The sequence below is a fragment of the Pantoea sp. Fr+CA_20 genome, assembly GCF_024520835.1.
Classification (GTDB): Bacteria; Pseudomonadota; Gammaproteobacteria; order Enterobacterales; family Enterobacteriaceae; genus Pantoea; species Pantoea allii.
In genome coordinates this window covers 28,284-48,135 of record NZ_JALNPN010000014.1, presented here as the reverse complement: position 1 = coordinate 48,135, position 19,852 = coordinate 28,284, and the positions used below count along the sequence as shown (strand labels likewise).

The following is a 19,852-nucleotide window of genomic DNA, read 5'->3' as shown; positions in this document are numbered from 1 at the left end:
GGTCAGTTATTCTCCATATTACCTGGTGGCGTGTAGCCGGGGCTGCGCGGATCATAAGGCGAAAACGCGTTACCGCTCCACCCCAGCAGTACCCTGTCCCCCGGTAAAAAATGGACGTGCAGGTCGTTTTCGCCCCGCTTACGCTCCGGCAGAGGCATCACCACCCGGCGCCGCTCCGGGCGCATTCCTGCATCATACTGTGGCCCGGTTACACTTAGTGTCCAGATAACCTCCGCCGTGTTTCCCCTGACCGAGCCGCAGCAGGTTGCCCCGCCGCCGCCGGCAGCATAGGGATTGTCAGGATTATGAGCAGCGGCATTTGCGCCCGCCACCCCGTTCACACTGAACCCCAGTATCGGCCGGTCAATTTTGCTGTGAATGATCAGGGTCACGCCGCCCATCGGCGGTGCCCAGAACATCACCCAGATTATCCACCCCACAGCACACCATACCGGCAGCGATACCAACCCCCAGAGCCATGCCCGGTAACGGGCATAAAAACGGGTCAGCGCCGCGTCCGTCCGTGCCAGACGTTTACATAAACTCATCGTTCATCCCTGCTGTTCATTGACGGGCTTTTGTCCCGCACTCCCCGCGTTATCGTCCCGCCGCCATCATACGGAAGGCACAGGCAATCTCCTCTGATCCGGATCAGAACGGAAACGGTTATGCTTAAGCAGGAAAGGAAACTCTCTCATGAAATTGCAGACGGGCAAGTGCTGCAGAGTGGCGCTGAAAATCCGGCACGCCGGTATGCGCACGAGGAAGAGGCGGTATTTTATCGCCCCGGCAGCACCGCTTATCGCATCTGCCTGGCAGACCAGGGAAGATTACCTTTGATATAACGAAAGAAAACGCTTTCAGAGAGAGCAGATCATTCCCGTGCCGGATCGAAAAAGGGCTGTTGCCAGCCCTTGTCGTTTTAGAAGCAACGTCTCAACTACAACCTTACTGGCGAAATATTCCAAATCTCATCCGCGTACTCCTGAATCGTACGGTCAGACGAGAAATAGCCCATACCAGCAATGTTCATCGCCGCGCGGTACTGCCATTCATCCGGCTGGCGATACAGCTCATCAACCTTATCCTGGGTATCCACATAGCTGCGGTAATCCGCTAACAATTGATAGTGATCGCCGAAGTTAACCAGCAAATCGAACAGATTCCGATAGCGACCAGGGTCCTGCGGGCTAAAGACACCTGAGGCCAGCTGAGTCAGCACCTGATGCAGCTCGGCATCTTCTTCATAGTATTTACGCGGGTTATAGCCTGCTTTACGCAAGGCTTCGACCTGCGGCGTGGTATTACCAAAAATGAAGATGTTTTCTTTGCCCACATGATCAAGCATCTCAACGTTAGCACCGTCCAGCGTGCCGATAGTCAACGCACCGTTGAGCGCAAACTTCATGTTACTGGTACCCGATGCTTCAGTCCCTGCCGTTGAAATCTGCTCGGAGAGATCGGCGGCAGGAATAATAATCTGCGCCAGGCTCACGCTGTAGTTAGGAATAAACACGACCTTCAGTTTGTTTTTAACCTGCGGATCGTTATTAATGACCTTAGCCACATCGTTGATCAGATGAATAATGTGCTTGGCAACGTAGTAAGCCGATGCCGCTTTACCCGCAAAAATGTTAACACGCGGTACCCACTCGGCGTCAGGATCGGCCTTGATACGGTTGTAGCGCGTAATCACGTGCAAAACGTTAAGTAGCTGACGCTTGTACTCATGAATGCGCTTAATCTGCACATCAAACAGCGCATTCGGATCGATAACAACATCCAGATTCTTCGCTACCCAGGTCGCTAAACGCTTTTTGTTTTCGAGTTTGGCTTCCGCCACTTTCTCAATAAACGCCGGGTAATCAATACACGTCTTCAGCTCGCTGAGCTGGCTTAAGTCTGTACGCCAGTTACGACCGATTTGTTCGTCCAGTAATTCTGACAGCGGCGGGTTAGCCAGCGCCAGCCAACGACGCGGTGTCACCCCGTTGGTTTTGTTACAGAAGCGGCCAGGGAACAGGCGGGAGAAATCAGCAAACAGGGACTGAACCATCAGATTCGAGTGCAGCTCAGAAACGCCGTTAACTTTATGGCTGACGACCACAGCCAGCCAGGCCATACGTACACGGCGCCCGTCGTTCTCATCAATGATTGAAATACGCGCCAGCAGATCCCAGTCATCAGGGTAGTATTCCTGAATCGTTTTCAGGAAGAAGTCGTTAATTTCAAAAATAATGCTGAGGTGACGCGGCAGGATCTTACCGATCATATCGATCGGCCAGGTTTCCAGCGCTTCGCTCATTAACGTATGGTTGGTGTAAGAGAACACCTGGCAGCACACATCAAACGCATCATCCCAGGTAAACTTATGCTCATCAATCAATAAGCGCATGAATTCCGGAATAGCCAATACCGGGTGCGTGTCATTGAGGTGGATAGCAATTTTGTCCGCCAGGTTGTCCCAGGTACGATGCATCATCCAGTGACGATTCAGGATATCCTGCACAGTGGCTGACACCAGGAAGTACTCCTGACGCAAGCGCAGTTCACGGCCGGAATAGGTCGAGTCATCGGGATAGAGTACGCGCGACACGTTTTCTGAGTGGTTTTTATCTTCCACTGCCGCAAAATAGTCGCCCTGATTAAATTTACCCAGGTTGATTTCGTTACTGGCCTGCGCGCCCCACAAGCGTAACGTATTGGTCGAGTCTGTGTCGTAGCCAGGGATAATTTGATCGTAGGCCATGGCCAGAATTTCTTCGGTTTCGAGCCAACGCACCTTGGCACCTTCGTGCTGGAGGCGACCACCGAAGCGGACTTTATAGCGGGTGTTGAAACGCTGAAACTCCCACGGGTTACCATATTCCAGCCAGTAATCCGGGGATTCTTTCTGCTCGCCATCGACAATGTTCTGTTTGAACATGCCGTAATCATAACGGATGCCATAGCCGCGTCCTGGCATGCCCAGCGTCGCCAGAGAATCCAGGAAGCAGGCAGCCAGGCGGCCTAAACCACCGTTACCCAGCCCAGGATCGTTCTCTTCTTCCATCAGCTCGGCCAGATCGAGACCCATTTCGTCCAGCGCCATATTGAGATCGTCGTAGATCCCCATGGCCAACAGCGCATTGCCCAGTGTGCGGCCCATCAGGAATTCCATCGACAGATAATAAACCTGACGAACGTCCTGAGAAAGTTGAGCGCGGTTAGAACGCAGCCAGCGCTCGACCATGCGATCGCGCACGGCAAGCAGCGCAGCATTCAGCCACTCATGTTTGTTAGCAATTGAAGGGTCTTTACCAATGGTGAACATCAGCTTGTAAGCAATTGAGTGCTTTAAAGCATCAACCGTCAACGTAGGTGAAGCGTAAGTGAATGGTGTCGTCATTTTCTGTTTCCCAGTCCGTTACAACAAACGTTGGTAAAGATCGCGGTAGGCTTGTGCGGCGACCTGCCAGCTAAAGTCCATGCCCATCGCCTGACGCTGCACATAGCGCCAGAGTGAAGGACGAGACCACAATACGAACGCGCGACGAATTGCCCTCAACAGTGACCAGGCATTACTGTCTTCGAAACTGAAGCCGCTGGCAATGCCATCCGCCAGATTTTCTAATGAGCTGTCGTTAACCGTATCAGCCAGTCCGCCGGTCCGGCGAACCAAGGGCAACGTACCATATTTCAGTCCATACAGCTGTGTCAGACCGCAGGGCTCAAAGCGGCTCGGCACCATAATGACGTCGGCTCCGCCAACAATACGGTGAGAAAAGGCTTCGTGATAGCCAATCTGTACGCCTACGCTGCCGGGATGTTCCGCCGCCGCGGCCAGAAAGCCTTGCTGCAGCTCGGCATCGCCCTGCCCTAATAGCACCAACTGTCCGCCCTGCGCCAGTAAACCCGGCAGCGCTTCCAGCACCAAATCCAACCCTTTTTGCCGGGTCAGACGGCTGATAACGGCAAATACCGGTGCTTTGTCATCGACCTTCAGGCCCATCGCAACCTGTAACTGGCGCTTGTTTTCTGCTTTCGCTTCCAGCGTATCCCGGTTGTAACGGGAGCTCAGCAGGAGATCGTGTGAAGGGTCCCAAATCGCTGGATCGACCCCGTTCAGAACCCCACTCAGCCGGCCTTCGCGCATGCGCTGTGCCAGCAGCGTTTCCATGCCATAGCCATACTCTGGCGTGGTGATTTCATGTGCGTAGGTCGGGCTGACCGCCGTCACGTGATCGGCGTAAAATAAGCCGGCTTTCAGGTAAGAGATCTGACCGAAGAATTCGAGGCCAAACATATTAAAAAAGGCGCGCGGCAGTTGAATCTCGTCCAGATGGTGCGCTGAGAACAGTCCCTGATAAGCCAGGTTATGGACGGTGAAGACAGATTTGGCCGGTCGGCCGCGTGCCTCCAGATAAGCACAGGTCAGGCCGGCATGCCAGTCGTGCGCATGAACGATATCTGGCCGCCAGTAGCTATCCAGCCCGCAGCCCAGCTCACAGCCCATCCATCCCAGTAAAGCAAACCGTAAATAGTTGTCGACGTAGGCAAACTGCGATTCATCATGGTAAGGGCTTCCCGGCCGATCGTAGAGATCGGGGGCGTCGATAAGATAGATGCCCACCCCATCGAAGCGCCCAAAAAGCAGGCGAACCGGACCGGCAAAGGTTTGCAGCTCCGCGACCACCTGAGTATCCGGTATTCCTTTACGCAATGCAGGAAACGCGGGCAATAACACACGCGTATCTGTTCCACCCGCAATTTGTGCCTGAGGTAATGCTCCGACTACATCAGCCAGCCCGCCCGTTTTCAGCAGCGGGAAAAGTTCTGAACAGACATGTAAAACCTGCATCCTCGACCTCATTAAGTTACCAGGCACGATCCTCGTGCCGATTGGGTGTGTGCCGCTTGTCGTTTATGATCCCGCACTATTTAATTTGGCAAGCATGGTGCGGGTGACCAGTACAATGCCTTCTTCTGAACGGAAAAAACGGCGGCTGTCTTCATCAGGGTTTTCACCAATCACCATCCCTTCTGGCAGCACACAAGCACGGTCAATGACACAGCGGCGCAGACGACAGGATCGGCCAACTACCACATCAGGTAGCAGTACCGTTGAATCAATATTGCAAAATGAGTTCACCCGCACGCGGGAAAACATGACCGAATTCACCACCACCGAGCCCGAGATAATACAGCCCCCAGACACCAGTGAATTCATCGTCATACCATGGCTACCAGAACGGTCCTGGACAAACTTTGCCGGTGGCAAAGGTTCCATGTGCGTACGAATCGGCCAGGTGCTGTCGTACATATCCAGTTCAGGTGTCACTGAAGCCAAATCAAGGTTGGCGCGCCAGTAGGCTTCCAGCGTCCCAACATCCCGCCAGTAAGGCGGTGCCTCGTGATCGTTTTGCACACAAGAGATCGCAAACGAATGGGCGTAACCTTCACCACTTGCGACCACTTTGGGCAGAATATCTTTGCCGAAGTCGTGGCTTGAACCCGCCTCGTTCAGATCGTCTTCCAGTAAGCCATAAAGGTAATCGGCATCGAACACATAAATCCCCATACTGGCCAGCGATTTTGTGTCGTCACCCGGCATGGTCGGTGGCTTCGGCGGTTTCTCCACGAAATCGATTACTTTATTGTTTTCGTCTACGGCCATCACGCCAAATGCGGTCGCCTCATGCACCGGTACGGGCAGGCAGGCAATGGTGCACCGGGCTTCATTCAGCACGTGATCCAACAACATCCTTGAATAATCCATCTTGTAGATATGATCGCCGGCAAGGATCACCACGTACTGTGCGCCATAGCGCCGAATAACGTCGAGGTTCTGTGTGACGGCATCGGCTGTACCGCGATACCACTGCTCAGTGGAAAAGCGCTGCTGAGCCGGTAGCAGATCGACAAATTCATTCATCTCTTCGTTGAAGATAGACCAACCGCGCTGAATATGTTGGGTTAACGTATGAGATTGATACTGCGTAATGACCCCAATACGGCGAATGCCTGAGTTAACACAGTTGGAAAGGGCAAAGTCGATAATACGGAATTTACCACCAAAGTGAACGGCGGGCTTGGCACGCTTAGCGGTAAGATCCACCAGACGCGTACCGCGTCCACCAGCCAGTACAAGGGCAACGGTTTGTGTAGGGAGCTGGCGCGCCAGCATAAGATGTTCTGCTCTTTCTAATTTGACCATGTCTGACTCCTTATCATTGCTTTTGGAACACACACACAGCGTGTGCGGGACCATGCCAGACAGTTAACCGGATGGGGTGACTTTCCCCGGTGAAAGGAGGAAGGACTTGCCATTCTCCGTCTGGTAAGGCGATATCACATATCGAATCTGTCGCATTTATTGTTATTAACCAGCGGCCTGAGAGCAGAATTTGCAACCTGCGCACGCGCTGCTTCCAGCCATCTTCTTCTATAGGTTTACCCTGGTCGTCCAGCCACTGAACGTTGCCGTCATCGTTCTGCCACCAGCGATCCGAGGTAAGTGCCGGGATGCGCTTACGCAGTTGAATCAGTGATGCAGTAAAATCGACCAGTCCTTTTTCTTCTTCGTCCCAGTTGATCCAGCTCAGCGGGTTGTCCTGGCAATAGGCATTGTTATTACCCTGCTGACTTTGACCGCGTTCGTCCCCTGCCAACAACATGGGCGTTCCCTGTGAAAGCAGCAACGTCGTCAGCAGCCCTTCCATGCTGCGCCTACGGCGTTGTGCCACCTCAGCACTGCTCTCCAGACCTTCTGTACCATGATTGTGACTATAGTTGTTACCGTGCCCGTCACGGTTTTCTTCACCGTTACCTTCATTATGTTTGCCATTGAAGCTCACCAGGTCGCGCAGCGTAAAACCATCATGGGCGGTGATCAGATTGATGGTCGCATGCGGCTTGCGATCGTCATGCTGGAAAAGATCGCTTGAAGCGGCAAACCGGCAGGCAACATCACCGTTAGTGACATCGCCATGCAACCAGGCACGCCGGGCTGTATCACGGAACCGATCGTTCCACTCTGCAAAAGGCGAAGGGAAATTTCCCACCTGATAACCACCGGGGCCGATATCCCAGGGTTCCGCGATCAGTTTGACCGTTGACAGGATTGGGCAGGCGCGAATGGCCTCAAACAAGGCAGCGTCACGGTGATAGTCAGGTTCGCGTCCCAGTACGGGAGCAAGGTCAAAACGAAAACCATCAACGTGGCAGGTGCGTACCCAGTAACGCAGCGCCTCCAGTATCCAGTTCATGACCTGCGGATGACTGAGATTCAAGGTATTGCCGCAGCCGGTCCAGTTCAGATAAGCGCCTTGATCGTCCAGCCAGTAATAGCTGGCGTTATCAATGCCGCGAAAGGAAAGGGTTGGCCCGGTGTCATCCAGTTCTGCCGTATGGTTAAACACCACATCCAGCAGCACCTCAATACCGGCAGCGTGCAGGCGTTTGACCGCCTGTTGGAACTCCTGCAGCGGAGACAAGCCGTTCTGACCAGACGCATAACGGGGATCGACAGCCCAGAGCGCAAAAGGGTTATAGCCCCAGTAGTTGGTCAGGCCCAAACGCAGCAGGCGGGGTTCGCTGGCGAAGTGGGCGATGGGCAGTAGCTCAATGGCGGTAATGCCCATCTTAAGCAGATAATCCACCATCACCGGATGGCCAAGCGCCGCATAGGTGCCGCGCAGCGCTGTTGGAATGCCGGGATGCTGCTGCGTCAGACCGCGTACGTGCGCTTCGTAAATGACACTGCGGCCCCATGACGTGCGTGGCGGCACATCGCCTTGCCAGTCGAAATCATCCGTCACCACCACACATTTCGGTGCCAGTGCGGCGTTGTCGCGACTGTCAGGTTCAGTGTAGCCACAGTGAAAACGCGGGTCATCGGGCACATCGCCCTGCACCGCTCTGGCACAGGGATCGACTAACAGTTTGGCAGGATTAAAAAAGTGTCCCTGCTGGGGCGCCCAAGGCCCGTGTACCCGGTAGCCATAACGCTGTCCGGGTTTGAGTCCGGGAAGATAGCCGTGCCAGATATCGCCGCTCCTGTCAGTGAGTTCAACGCGCTGCTCAATGCCGTTCTCATCGAACAGGCACAGTTCAACGCGCTCAGCATGGTGGGAGAACAGCGTAAAGTTGACGCCCTTCCCGTCATAGCTCGCACCCAGCGGTTGGGGATGTCCGGCACCTAATGTCATTCCCCCTCCCGCACTAACCATACCGTAGAGAGCGGTGGTAAATTCAGGCTCAGTGACTGCGGGCGACCGTGGCTTTCCTGTTGATCGGTGTGCACCAGATGATTACGCACGTCACTGCCGTGGTACTCATGTTGGTCGGTATTGAGCACCTCGCGCCAGCTGCCAGCCTGATTAACGCCAAAGCGATAAGCAGGGCGCGGCACAGGCGTAAAGTTGCTGACAACGATCACTTCGTTGCCGTCGCGGTCACGACGAACAAAAGCAAAGACCGAATGTTCAGCATCGTCCACCACCAACCATTCAAATCCTGACGGATCAAAATCAAGCTGATGGAGCGGCGTGTAATATTGATAGGTGTGGTTCAGGTCGCGTACCAGACGCTGCACGCCGTGATGCCAGTTGTCCTCGCCTTCCAGCAGGTGCCAGTCAAGACTGACATCGTGATTCCACTCTCTGCCCTGGGCGAACTCATTGCCCATAAACAGCAGTTTTTTACCTGGGAAAGCCCACATCCACCCGTAATAGGCACGCAGGTTGGCAAATTTCTGCCAGGCATCGCCTGGCATGCGGTCAAGGATAGATCGTTTACCGTGCACCACTTCATCGTGCGACAGCGGTAATACGAAGTTTTCGCTGTAGTTATACATGATGCCGAAGCTCATCAGATTATGATGATAACGGCGATGTATCGGGTCGAGCTTCATGTAGTCCAGCGTGTCATGCATCCAACCCAGGTTCCACTTATACCAGAACCCCAGGCCGCCACCTTCCGGGGGCCGTGAGACGCCAGGATAGTCCGTCGACTCCTCAGCCATGGTTACGGAGCCAGGTGCGACATGCCCCAGCGTACGGTTGGTATAGCGCAGGAAATTAATGGCTTCGAGATTTTCCCGACCGCCGTACTGATTGGGAATCCACTCACCCTCGGCGCGGCTGTAATCGCGGTAAATCATTGAGGCCACCGCATCGACACGCAGGCCATCAATACCAAAACGTTCCATCCAGTAAAGCGCGTTGCCCGCCAGGAAGTTACTGACTTCACGGCGGCCAAAGTTGTAAATCAGTGTATTCCAGTCCTGATGATAACCTTCGCGCGGATCGCTGTGCTCATACAGTTCGGTGCCATCAAACTTCGCCAGGCCAAAGTCATCGCTGGGGAAATGGCCCGGCACCCAGTCCAGTAGCACATTCAACCCCGCCGCATGGGCGCTTTCGATAAAGTAGCGGAAATCATCACGGGTGCCGAAACGTCGTGTTGGCGCATACATACCCAGCGGCTGATAGCCCCAGCTGCCGTCAAACGGATGTTCGTTGATGGGGAGCAGTTCGATATGGGTAAAACCCATCTCTTTGACGTAGGGCACGAGCTGCTCAGCCAGCTCTTTGTAGCTGAGCCAGAAGTTATCGTCGGTATGACGACGCCATGACCCCAAATGAACTTCGTAAATGGAGATGGGTTTATCAAACGCATTCGCCGCTCTGCGCGAGGCCGGCATCTCCACCTTTTCTGGCAGGCCGCAAATCATTGAGGCGGTTTGAGGACGCATTTGGGCTTCAAACGCTAAGGGATCGGCCTTGATGCGTAACTGGCCATGCGCATCGATGATTTCAAATTTATAGAGTTGCCCGTTAATGGCACCGGGAACAAACAGCTCCCAGACGCCCATCTCCTGACGCAGACGCATCGGATGGCGGCGGCCATCCCAAAAGTTGAAATCACCGACAACGGAGACGCGGCGTGCGTTGGGTGCCCAGACAGAAAACCGCGTACCAATGACACCATCGATCACATCGCCGTGCGCGCCTAAGGTTTCATAAGGTCGCAGGTGAGTGCCTTCCCCCAATAGCCACAAATCCATCTCTTGTAACAACGGGCCAAAACGATAAGCATCATCAATCAGATTTTGCTGGCCATGCCAGTTAACCGCCAGTTGATAGCGAAAAGGATTTTTACGGCGAGGCACCACGCCACTGAAAAAGCCACGGGGATCATCGCACTTCAGTTGGACAAGTTTGCGCCCTGTTGAGGTTTCAATGACCCAGACTTCAAGTGCTTCAGGAAGCAGCGCCCGCACTTCGAGTCCGTTGTCTGTTTTGTGCATCCCTAGTAGTGAAAAGGGGTCGGAATAATTACCCGCAAAAAGGGCATTGATCGCCTGGCGATCGGGTAGCTCTGACATGACTTTCTTCCTGTGATAGTTGGCAGGCGAAAAGACCACGATGCAGATTTATCGCGAGTCTCGTGCGCTGCTCTTCATTGAGCCATGAGTACAGCGGCGTGGGTGCCAGAACGAAACGCCTGCCACCACGCGCCTCCTTGAATCACAACCAGTTCGCATTAAGCCTGTCTGCTTGATGCAAGGCCCGAAGTTGCGCCAGACACTTGTCCGGCAACGACCCAGACCTTAAATGATATTCACGCGACGTCTCAGGCGGATGCCGGCTACCTTAAACGTGATTTGCCCACTTGTGCTGCTTGCATTCCGTCCGGTTTAAGGTTGAAAACCCGTCACCGTCGTTTCTGCGCGAATCGGGTACACCATTAAAGGATATTTATGTATAGCGGATCTGCGTTTCACATTCTTTAATAAAATACGGCGTTTTTCTCCTGCAAGGATAAATCAGCACGTTTACCGCATCATTTTTGCCAGGAGAGGCCAGACTGAGAGAGGAACGTTTCACTGCCCGCCAGTCTGCCGTGCTGAGGCCTTCTGCCTCATAAGCATTTCACCCGTCAGTTTCAGCGCAGAGTAAAACAGTCACAGTTGTTGGTGTTCTGCCAGCGAGAGACGCTTTTTGTCGCCTCGCGTGACCGATGCACGTTGCTAAAAACGGCACCACATCATGTCTTGTCAACGTCGCTTTACCCACTACGCCAACCCTGTCGTTGATAAAACAAAACCCTTAACTCGCGTTACGCCTTTGTTAAAGGATAGCTTGATGGCGGACGTTATCAGTGCAGAAAAGCAAAAATTTATTTCTAAACAGGCAAAAAGGGGAAGCGGATCACTTCGTGATCGTAACGGTAGAACGGTTTGCAGTGATTTGTGGGAAAAAGACCGGGAAAGCCCGGTCTTATAGGTAATTCAGATTTAGTCGATCAGCAGGCGCAACATACGACGCAGTGGCTCCGCCGCGCCCCAAAGCAACTGATCGCCCACGGTAAAGGCAGAAAGGTATTCTGGCCCCATATTCAGTTTGCGCAGACGACCGACCGGCGTGCTCAACGTGCCGGTAACGGCGGCAGGCGTGAGTTCACGCATCGTTATCTCACGGTCGTTAGGCACCACTTTCACCCATTCATTATGGGCGGCCAGCAGTTGCTCGATTTCTGCCAGCGGCAGGTCCTTTTTAAGCTTCAGCGTAAAGGCCTGGCTATGGCAGCGCAGCGCACCCACGCGGACGCACAACCCGTCGACAGGAATCACGCGTTGGGTTGCCAGAATCTTGTTGGTTTCAGCCTGGCCTTTCCACTCTTCGCGGCTCTGACCGTTTTCGAGTTGCTTATCGATCCAGGGAATCAGGCTGCCCGCTAACGGCACGCCGAAGTTATCCGTCGGCAATGTGCCGGAGCGGGTGAAATCCGTTACGCTACGCTCGATATCCAGAATCGCTGAAGCCGGGTTTTGCAGAGAGGTCGCGACGTGATCGTGCAACATGCCCATTTGCGTTAACAGTTCACGCATATGACGCGCACCGCCGCCAGAGGCCGCCTGATACGTTGCCACGGACGCCCACTCCACCAGATCCTGCGCAAACAGGCCGCCCAGCGACATTAACATCAGGCTGACGGTGCAGTTGCCGCCCACAAAGGTTTTCACGCCGCTGTCGATGCCCTGACGGATGACCTGGTGGTTAACCGGGTCCAGAATAATGATGGCATCGTCTTTCATGCGTAACGTGGAGGCTGCATCAATCCAGTAACCGTTCCAGCCGCTGGAACGCAGCTTTGGATAGACCTCAGAGGTATAGTCGCCGCCCTGGCAGGTAATAATGATATCCAGCGCCTTCAACGCCTCAATATCAAAAGCGTCCTGCAATGTCCCCTGCTGTTTACCGGCAAATGCCGGGGCCGCCTCACCGTGCTGTGAAGTGGAGAAGAAGACCGGATTGATCACATCAAAATCACGCTCTTCGCTCATGCGGGACATCAGCACTGAGCCAACCATTCCGCGCCAACCAACTAAACCTACATTCTTCATGTCATGTCCGTTTCAGGATGATCTACACCTGACTTTCTTATCGAAGGGAAAAGTGTCGTGGTACTCTCACGCCACTCTGCGTAATAATCAGCATTGCCTGTGTTGATTAACTCTACAAAATGCAGCTTTTCTGGCAAGTGAATTAATGTAATCAGGCCAACTTTTTCAGCAACAGTGCTAATAACCTGACTTTATCTATAACGAGAAGACCTAAAACGAATGACTGAAATGATCTCGGCAACAATATTATTGTTGTTAATAATGGATCCATTAGGCAATTTGCCGATTTTTATGTCGGTTTTAAAGCATCTGGAACCGAAACGTCGGCGAGTTGTGCTTATTCGCGAAATGTTGATTGCGCTCATTATCATGTTGCTGTTTTTGTTCACCGGCGAGCGAATCCTGGCCTTTCTAAACCTGCGCACCGAAACCGTGTCTATTTCCGGTGGCGTTATCCTGTTTTTAATCGCCATCAAAATGATTTTCCCGTCCCCTGAAAGCAGCAGCACAGGCTTGCCTGCCGGAGAGGAACCTTTTCTGGTGCCGCTGGCGATTCCCCTGGTCGCCGGCCCCTCACTCTTGGCAACCCTGATGCTGCTGTCGCATCAGTATCCCCATCAAATGTCGCATCTGGTGGGGGCACTGCTGATTGCCTGGGGCGTGACGGTCATGATTCTGCTGTTATCGGGGCTGTTTCTTCGCCTGCTGGGAGACAAAGGCGTAAACGCGCTGGAGCGCCTGATGGGATTGATTCTGATTATGCTGGCAACGCAGATGTTTTTAGATGGGATTCGCGTGTATCTGAAGTTATAGCGATGACCGGTTTCAACCGGGCAGCCCTGCCCGGTTGAAACGCATCAGGAAAGCAGCGTGAACGCGATCATGCCCACGACGGCACCGACGGTGCCCAAAATGGTTTCCATGAGCGTCCATGTCTTTAAGGTTTCCCCTTCTGTCGCCCCGGTAAATCGCCCAAACAGCCAGAAGCCTGCATCGTTAACGTGGCTGATAATAATGGAACCGCCACCGATACAAATGGATAAGGCCGCCAGCTGCGCGCCGTTATAATGCAGCGGCTCAATCACAGGCATGATTAACCCTACCGTCGTCAGACAGGCAACCGTTGCCGATCCCTGAATCACACGCACCGCGCCTGACAGAATAAAACAGGCCAGCGCAACGGGCAGACCAGCACCGGTCAGGGCATTCCCCAGCACCGGGCCGACGCCAGAATCGACCAGCACCTGTTTAAAGACGCCGCCCGCACCAATCACCAGCAAAATAATGCCCGCAGGCTGCAGGGCGCTGCCGCATATCTGCATCACTTTCTCTTTGTCCATGCCCTGACGATAAGCCAGACCGTAAATGGCAACCAGGCAGGCCAGCAGAATGGCGATGAAAGGATGTCCGATGAACTCCAGCCACTGGTAAAGCGTGGAGCCTTCGCGGGTGAAGCGCGCGCCAATGGTTTTGAGTCCAACCAGCACCAAAGGAAACAGGATTAAGGACAGGCTGAAACCAAAAGAGGGCAGCTTGTTTTCATCAATATCGGGCTGATGATCTTCAGGTGGCGCGCTGAACGACACGCGCTTAGCAATAAAATTACCAAACAGCGGTCCTGCAATCAGCATCCCCGGCAGGGCGGCACACAGGCCGATTAAAATCATCCAGCCGAAATCTGCATGCATTTGCGAGGCTAACAGCATGGGCGCCGGTCCCGGCAGCAGAAAGGCCGCGGCGGCCGCCACACCGGCAAACAGCGGAATCACCAGCTTCACCAGATTGTCGCCCGTGCGTCGCGCAACGGCGAAAGCGATGCTGATGAGCAGCACCACGGCGACTTCAAAGAAGAGCGGTAAGGCGCAGATTAACCCGGCGATGCCCATGGCAAAGTGGGCGCGGTTTTCGCCAAAGGTTTTCAGCATACGAATGGCAATCTGGTCAACGGCCCCGGTTTCATGCAGGATTTTGCCAAACATCGCGCCCAGCGCCACCACGATAGCCAGAAAGCCGAGCGTACCGCCCATCCCTTTCTGCATGGTTTCTGCGATTTTCTCCAGCGGCATACCGGATAACAGCCCGGCCCCGACCGATACCACCATCAGGGCGAGAAAGGCATGCATACGGGCTTTCATCACCAGAAAAAGCAGCAGCAGGACAGAGCCTGCTGCGGTCAAAATAAGTGTTGCGGTATTCATGGCCTAGCCTTGATTGATAGCGTCCTTGATAGTCGCAACCGTAGCCGCCACAACCTCGTCCAGCGGGTTCGCGATATCCACGACCAGCACATCTGTCTCGTCACTGCCCGGCTCTTCCAGGGTGGCAAACTGTGTTACCAGCATTTGCGGCTTAAAGAAGTGGCCTTTGCGCGCTTTCAGGCGGGATTCGATGGTATCGAAATCCCCTTTCAGATAGATAAAACGCAGGTTGTCATTGCCCTGGCGCAGAATATCGCGGTAATGCTTTTTCAATGCAGAACAGACGATGATCGAGATGGCCTGAGTCCGCTGCATGGCGAAAGCCGCATCGTTCAGCGCCTGTAACCATGGCAAACGGTCATCATCATTCAGCGGATGACCTTCTGCCATCTTCAGAATATTGGCGCGCGGATGGAGGAAATCACCATCCAGAAAAGCGGTGTTTAACTGGTGGGAAACCTGGTTGGCGACAACGGATTTACCGCTGCCTGAAACACCCATCAGAATAAAGACGTGATGTGGCGTGGATTGCGTTGTCATTTTTTCACTCCGGCAAGTTCAGCTCGCCATGTTACCGATAACAATGATGGATGACATTGTCCTGGCGGTATTACACGCTGGCAACCTTTTTACTTCACAAAGCGTTAAAGTGTGAGCTGACTCATAAAATCGTGTTAATCAGATACTGCCACCTTCCAGAATCTCAAATCCGATATCCAGCGGTTGGGTGACGCTGTGTTCACCGACGATACGCGCCAGTAACAACGCGGCAGACTCACGTCCCATTCGGTCACGTGGCGTTAATACGGTCGCCAGCTGTGGCGTCACAACCTGACTAATATCATGGCCGTGGAAGCCAGCAATCGCCATCTGCGAAGGCACCTTAAGGCCCTGTCGCTGGCACTCAAACATCGCGCCAACCGCCAAATCATCATTGGTGCAGAACAGGCTGTCTGTTTGGGGATAACGGCGCTGCGCTTCACGCAGGAGATCGCCACCCGCACTAAAAGAAGAGGCTTCTTCCATCATCACGCTGCGCGGCGTTAAGCCGGCTTCACGCATTGCGGCTTCATAACCACGTTGCTTTTGCAGCGTACGCTCATCCAGGCGCGCGCCCAGATAAACGGTGTGCCGATGACCTTTGTTTAAAATCGCCAGCGTCATTTGCCGGGCCGCTTCGACATTGTCAAAGCCCACCGCCATATCAAGACAGGGGGTGACGCTGTCCATCATTTCAATAACCGGAATACCGGCCACTTCCAGCATGCGCAACGTTCCCGGCGTATGGGTTCGCTCCGTGAGAATAACGCCGTCGATGTTCCAGCCCAGCAGCGAACGGAGCTGGCGCTCCTCTTTTTCCGGGTTATAGCCAAAGTGCGCCACCAGCGTCTGGTAACCGGCTTCATCGGTAACGGCTTCAATGCCACGCAGTACGTCGGCGAAAACCTGATTGGTCAGGGAAGGCAGCAACACGCCAATGGCCCGGCTGGTCGCATTCGAAAGCATATCAGGGGCACGATTCGGGATGTAACCCAGTTCATCCAGCGCCACGGCAATCTTTTCCCCCAGCGCAACAGACACTTGATCGGGATTGCGCAGATAACGACTGACAGTCATTTTGGTGATACCGATACGATCGGCAACGTCCTGTAAAACCGGTCTTTTCTTCTTCATCGTAAGCGCCTGGGTAGACCTGAAAGCAAATTACGACGAGTCTATCACTTTTTTACGGCCAGATTGCCAGTGGGGCGAGATATGCCCGCCCCACACAGCCTTACACCGGCGGCAGATCAAACAGCAGAACTTCTGCGTCGCTGTCGGCCTCAAGCACAAGACGGCTTTCATCCCAGACGGCAAAGGCATCGCTGTTTGAAGCTGGCTGACCATTCACCTTCACCTCGCCCTTCACGACCTGGACCCAGATACGGCGGCCCGCATCGAGAGTCACGCTGTCGCTATCACCCGCAGCAAACACCCAGCGCGACAACGTCATGTCCTGCCAGACTTTGAGCGAGCCGTCACGCGCGTCCGGCGTCAGAATAAACTGACGACCCTGTACGTCCGGGAAGCGACGCTGAGCGTAGCGCGGCTCAATACCGGTGCGCTCTGGAATAATCCAGATTTGATAAAGGTGCAGGGGTTCGGTTTTGCTGGCGTTATATTCTGAATGACGCACGCCCGTACCGGCACTCATAATCTGAAATTCGCCCGCCGGAATCTGCTCTTTATTCCCCATGCTGTCCTGATGTTCAACCGTACCCGACAACACATAGGTCAAAATTTCCATGTCTTTATGGGGATGCGTACCAAAGCCCTGGCCCGGGTCGATCACGTCTTCGTTAATGACGCGCAACGCCGAGAAGCCCATAAAATTCGCGTCGTGATAGTTGGCAAATGAAAAGGTATGCCAGCTGTCCAGCCAGCCATGATTCGCGTGACCACGTTCTTCAGCTTTACGTAAATAGATCATGTTCAAATCTCCTCAATGTTTTTTATAGTGTGGTATCTGGTGGAAAAGATTGATAGCTGAAAAACTTCACCTCTCTGTTCAAAAATTATGAACATTGAATGAAGGGTTGTTGAAAGGCGCTGAAGAAGGTGTCGCGGAAGAGCGGGCAAAAAAAAGCCAGCACGTGGCTGGCTAAATAATACTGGAAGCAATGTGAGCAATGTCGTGCTTTCTAAAGTGTCGCTGACACCGGAGAATGCATGGCAATAATAATCATTATCATTCGCGTCTGTAAAGTCTTTTTGCGCATTATTTTTATTGACGCCCAACGTGAATTCCTTGATGTTTAAAGGGTTTATCGCGCCACCCACAAGGAAAATAGCCATGAGCCCAGTGACCATCCGTCATGCCATTCCCACGGATGCGCCCGCATTAACGCGCCTCTATAGTCAGCCGGAGACCCAGGCGGCGACGCTGTAGTTGCCCTATCCATCGCCCACGCTGTGGGAGCAAAAACTTAACCATCCGCGCGCGCGCGTCCACATGCTGGTGGCGTGTCTCGATGAGCAGGTTGTTGGGCAACTGACGCTTGAGGCCATGACGGCTGCGCGGCGTCGGCACTGTGCCACACTTGGAATGGGCGTCGATCCGGCGTTTCATCGCCGGGGCATTGGCAAAGCTCTGATGGCGGCCATGATCGATCTCTGCGACAACTGGCTACAGATTACGCGTATTGAACTCTCGGTATTTACCGACAATGACAAAGCGATAGCGCTCTATCACGCGTTCGGTTTCCGGATTGAAGGCACCGCGCAAGGCTATGCCATGCGCGACGGTGCCATGATTGATACACATTATATGGCGAGACTGAAAGTATAGCGTGACGGGCAACCCCAAGGTTGCCCTTTTAAATCAATATCCTGCACTCAGATCGTCTACAGAGCGCGGATCAGAAGCCCCGTAGAGCGTCCCGTCAGGTCCAATCATAATACTTTGTGTACTGCCCATCGACGGCAGCACTTTCACATGCTGACCTTTGGCTTCCAGCAACCGCAAGGTATCCGGGCTGAACCCCTTCTCAACCCGCAGTTGATCGGGCAGCCACTGGTGATGGAAGCGTGGAGCATTGGTTGCCTCTGCCACGTTCATACCGTAATCAATGCTGTTTACCACCATCTGTAATACCGTCGTGATAATGCGGCTACCGCCAGGGCTGCCCGTTACCAGCCAGGTTTTCCCGTCTTTCGCCACGATAGTCGGTGACATCGAAGAGAGCGGACGTTTCCTGGCCTGCACGGCATTGGCTTCGCCACCCACTAACCCATAAACATTTGGCGTACCCGGCTTGGCTGAGAAATCATCCATCTGGTTATTCATCAGAATGCCGCTGTTACCGGCGACGATACCGCTGCCGAAGTAGGTGTTAAGCGTGTAGGTGACTGCGACCGCATTGCCACTTTTGTCCACAACCGAAAAATGGGTGGTTTGGTTGCTTTCATACGGGGCCAGTTTACCCGGCTTGATGTCGCTGGACGGGCGGGCTTTGGCAATATCAATCTGCTGCGCCAGGGACTTCGCATAAGCTTTACTGGTCAGCGCCTGCCACGGCACCTTAACGAAATCCGGGTCGCCGAGATATTCTGAACGGTCCGCGTAGGCATATTTCTCCGCTTCCGCCATGACCTGCATCGCGTCCGCACTGCCGAAGCCCATTTTGCCCAGGTCAAAATTTTCCAGGATATTCAGGATCTGCACAATATGAATACCGCCCGATGAAGGCGGTGGCATGGAGAAAACCTCATAGCCACGATAGGTGCCGCTGACAGGCTTGCGTTCAACCGCGTGATAGGCTGCTAAATCGGCTTTATTGATTAACCCACCATGCTGGGCCATTTCGGCAGCGATTTGATCGGCAATTTTCCCTTTATAGAAGGCATCCGGGCCTTGCTGAGCAATCAACTGTAAGCTGTGGGCCAGATTTTTTTGTACCAGACGGTCGCCCTTTATCCACGGCGTGCCATCTGGCTTATAGAAAATGGCTTTGCTGTTTGGATGGGTGATCAGCACTTCCTTTCCGTAGGTTTTCAGATCATCAGCCAGCGCATCGTTGACGACAAAACCGTCGCGCGCCAGTTTAATGGCGGGAGCCAGCAGCTTGCTGAGCGGCAGCGTGCCATATTTGTTGACGGCTAAAGCAAAACCCGCCACGGTGCCGGGCGTACCTGAGGCCAGATGTGAAGTGAGTGAAAGCTTGCTATCGGCATTTCCCTGCTTATCCAGGAACATGTCGCGTGAAGCCGCCGCCGGGGCCATTTCACGGAAATCGATGGCCGTGGTCTGTCCTGATGCCGTGCGCAGCAGCATAAAGCCCCCACCGCCCAGGTTGCCCGCCTGCGGATGCGTCACCGCTAGCGCAAAACCTACCGCAACGGCGGCATCCACCGCGTTACCACCCTGACGCAGGATATCAACGCCGACCTGGGTTGCCAGCGCATCCACTGAGGCCACCATACCGTTATGCGCCTTAACCGGATGAAACGTATCGCTGTCGATACCATAAGAGACTGGCGGTGCCTGAACCGGCGCGGCACCCGCCCCGGTCACAACAGTAAAACTCATCAATAATGACCAGCCCAGCTGGCGAAGTTTGCCTTGCATCATCATGTTGTTTCCACTCTCCACTTTTATTTACATTTCTTTATTCTTTATGTAACTGACTACAAACACAGTCGAATATCAAGAAGTAACGCAAATTCAGCGCACTCCTGGAGCAGTAATTTGAACTCGTGCATAAACTTATCTGCACGACCCCGT

Annotated in this window: 16 protein-coding genes and 1 pseudogene; 4 read left to right on the top strand and 13 right to left on the bottom strand. The window is 53.8% G+C overall.

Going from position 1 to position 19,852, the window contains the following annotated elements; all coding sequences use genetic code 11:
• Positions 1-2: 2 nt before the first annotated feature.
• Positions 3-548 (bottom strand): DUF3304 domain-containing protein, encoded by a 546-nt coding sequence (locus NR177_RS16230; RefSeq protein WP_256853241.1) that lies wholly within the window; start codon positions 546-548, stop codon positions 3-5.
• Positions 549-668: 120 nt separating this feature from the next.
• Between NR177_RS16230 and NR177_RS16225 the strand changes: the two genes are divergently transcribed.
• On the top strand, positions 669-845 hold the full coding sequence (locus NR177_RS16225) for a hypothetical protein (protein ID WP_256853240.1): 177 nt from the start codon (positions 669-671) through the stop codon (positions 843-845).
• Positions 846-940: 95 nt separating this feature from the next.
• Here NR177_RS16225 and glgP read toward each other — a convergent pair whose 3' ends face one another.
• The 5 genes from glgP to glgB form a co-directional block, all read right to left on the bottom strand.
• Positions 941-3,388 (bottom strand): glycogen phosphorylase, encoded by a 2,448-nt coding sequence (gene glgP / locus NR177_RS16220; protein WP_145394625.1) that lies wholly within the window; start codon positions 3,386-3,388, stop codon positions 941-943.
• A gap of 18 nt (positions 3,389-3,406) precedes the next feature.
• Positions 3,407-4,840: a glycogen synthase GlgA gene (glgA, locus tag NR177_RS16215; protein WP_063877532.1), complete on the bottom strand. Its 1,434-nt coding sequence runs from the start codon at positions 4,838-4,840 to the stop codon at positions 3,407-3,409.
• A gap of 63 nt (positions 4,841-4,903) precedes the next feature.
• Entirely contained in the window at positions 4,904-6,196 is a 1,293-nt protein-coding gene (glgC, locus tag NR177_RS16210) for a glucose-1-phosphate adenylyltransferase (protein WP_063877533.1), read from the bottom strand.
• 13 nt (positions 6,197-6,209) lie between these two features.
• Positions 6,210-8,189: a glycogen debranching protein GlgX gene (gene glgX / locus NR177_RS16205; RefSeq protein WP_186440824.1), complete on the bottom strand. Its 1,980-nt coding sequence runs from the start codon at positions 8,187-8,189 to the stop codon at positions 6,210-6,212.
• Positions 8,186-10,369 (bottom strand): 1,4-alpha-glucan branching enzyme, encoded by a 2,184-nt coding sequence (gene glgB / locus NR177_RS16200; RefSeq protein ID WP_145394627.1) that lies wholly within the window; start codon positions 10,367-10,369, stop codon positions 8,186-8,188. The genes glgX and glgB overlap by 4 nt, the downstream gene beginning before the upstream one ends.
• 664 nt (positions 10,370-11,033) lie before the next feature.
• On the opposite strand from glgB, the gene NR177_RS16195 reads away from it, so the two are divergent.
• Positions 11,034-11,270, top strand: a complete 237-nt coding sequence (locus tag NR177_RS16195; protein ID WP_145394628.1) for a hypothetical protein — start codon at positions 11,034-11,036, stop codon at positions 11,268-11,270.
• A gap of 11 nt (positions 11,271-11,281) precedes the next feature.
• On the opposite strand, the gene asd is transcribed toward NR177_RS16195, so the two are convergent.
• Positions 11,282-12,391, bottom strand: a complete 1,110-nt coding sequence (gene asd / locus NR177_RS16190; RefSeq protein WP_063877536.1) for an aspartate-semialdehyde dehydrogenase — start codon at positions 12,389-12,391, stop codon at positions 11,282-11,284.
• Positions 12,392-12,610: 219 nt separating this feature from the next.
• Between asd and NR177_RS16185 the strand changes: the two genes are divergently transcribed.
• Positions 12,611-13,204, top strand: coding sequence for a YhgN family NAAT transporter (locus NR177_RS16185; protein ID WP_063877537.1), 594 nt, complete (start codon positions 12,611-12,613; stop codon positions 13,202-13,204).
• A 44-nt stretch (positions 13,205-13,248) separates the two neighbouring features.
• On the opposite strand, the gene gntU is transcribed toward NR177_RS16185, so the two are convergent.
• From gntU to NR177_RS16160, 5 genes are all read right to left on the bottom strand, one after another.
• Positions 13,249-14,589, bottom strand: a complete 1,341-nt coding sequence (gntU, locus tag NR177_RS16180) for a gluconate transporter (RefSeq protein WP_109717817.1) — start codon at positions 14,587-14,589, stop codon at positions 13,249-13,251.
• 3 nt (positions 14,590-14,592) lie between these two features.
• Positions 14,593-15,129: a gluconokinase gene (gntK, locus tag NR177_RS16175; protein ID WP_256853239.1), complete on the bottom strand. Its 537-nt coding sequence runs from the start codon at positions 15,127-15,129 to the stop codon at positions 14,593-14,595.
• A 138-nt stretch (positions 15,130-15,267) separates the two neighbouring features.
• Complete coding sequence (gene gntR / locus NR177_RS16170) at positions 15,268-16,263, bottom strand: gluconate operon transcriptional repressor GntR (protein WP_256853238.1); 996 nt, start codon at positions 16,261-16,263, stop codon at positions 15,268-15,270.
• Between the two features lie 100 nt (positions 16,264-16,363).
• Complete coding sequence (locus tag NR177_RS16165; RefSeq protein WP_063877541.1) at positions 16,364-17,059, bottom strand: pirin family protein; 696 nt, start codon at positions 17,057-17,059, stop codon at positions 16,364-16,366.
• A gap of 2 nt (positions 17,060-17,061) precedes the next feature.
• Positions 17,062-17,424, bottom strand: coding sequence for a hypothetical protein (locus NR177_RS16160; RefSeq protein WP_256853237.1), 363 nt, complete (start codon positions 17,422-17,424; stop codon positions 17,062-17,064).
• Here NR177_RS16160 and NR177_RS16155 point away from each other — a divergent pair.
• Positions 17,423-17,917, top strand: a pseudogene (locus NR177_RS16155) (GNAT family N-acetyltransferase). The gene NR177_RS16160 and the pseudogene NR177_RS16155 overlap by 2 nt on opposite strands.
• Before the next feature lie 33 nt (positions 17,918-17,950).
• Here NR177_RS16155 and ggt read toward each other — a convergent pair.
• On the bottom strand, positions 17,951-19,702 hold the full coding sequence (ggt, locus tag NR177_RS16150) for a gamma-glutamyltransferase (RefSeq protein ID WP_109717818.1): 1,752 nt from the start codon (positions 19,700-19,702) through the stop codon (positions 17,951-17,953).
• Positions 19,703-19,852 lie beyond the last annotated feature (150 nt).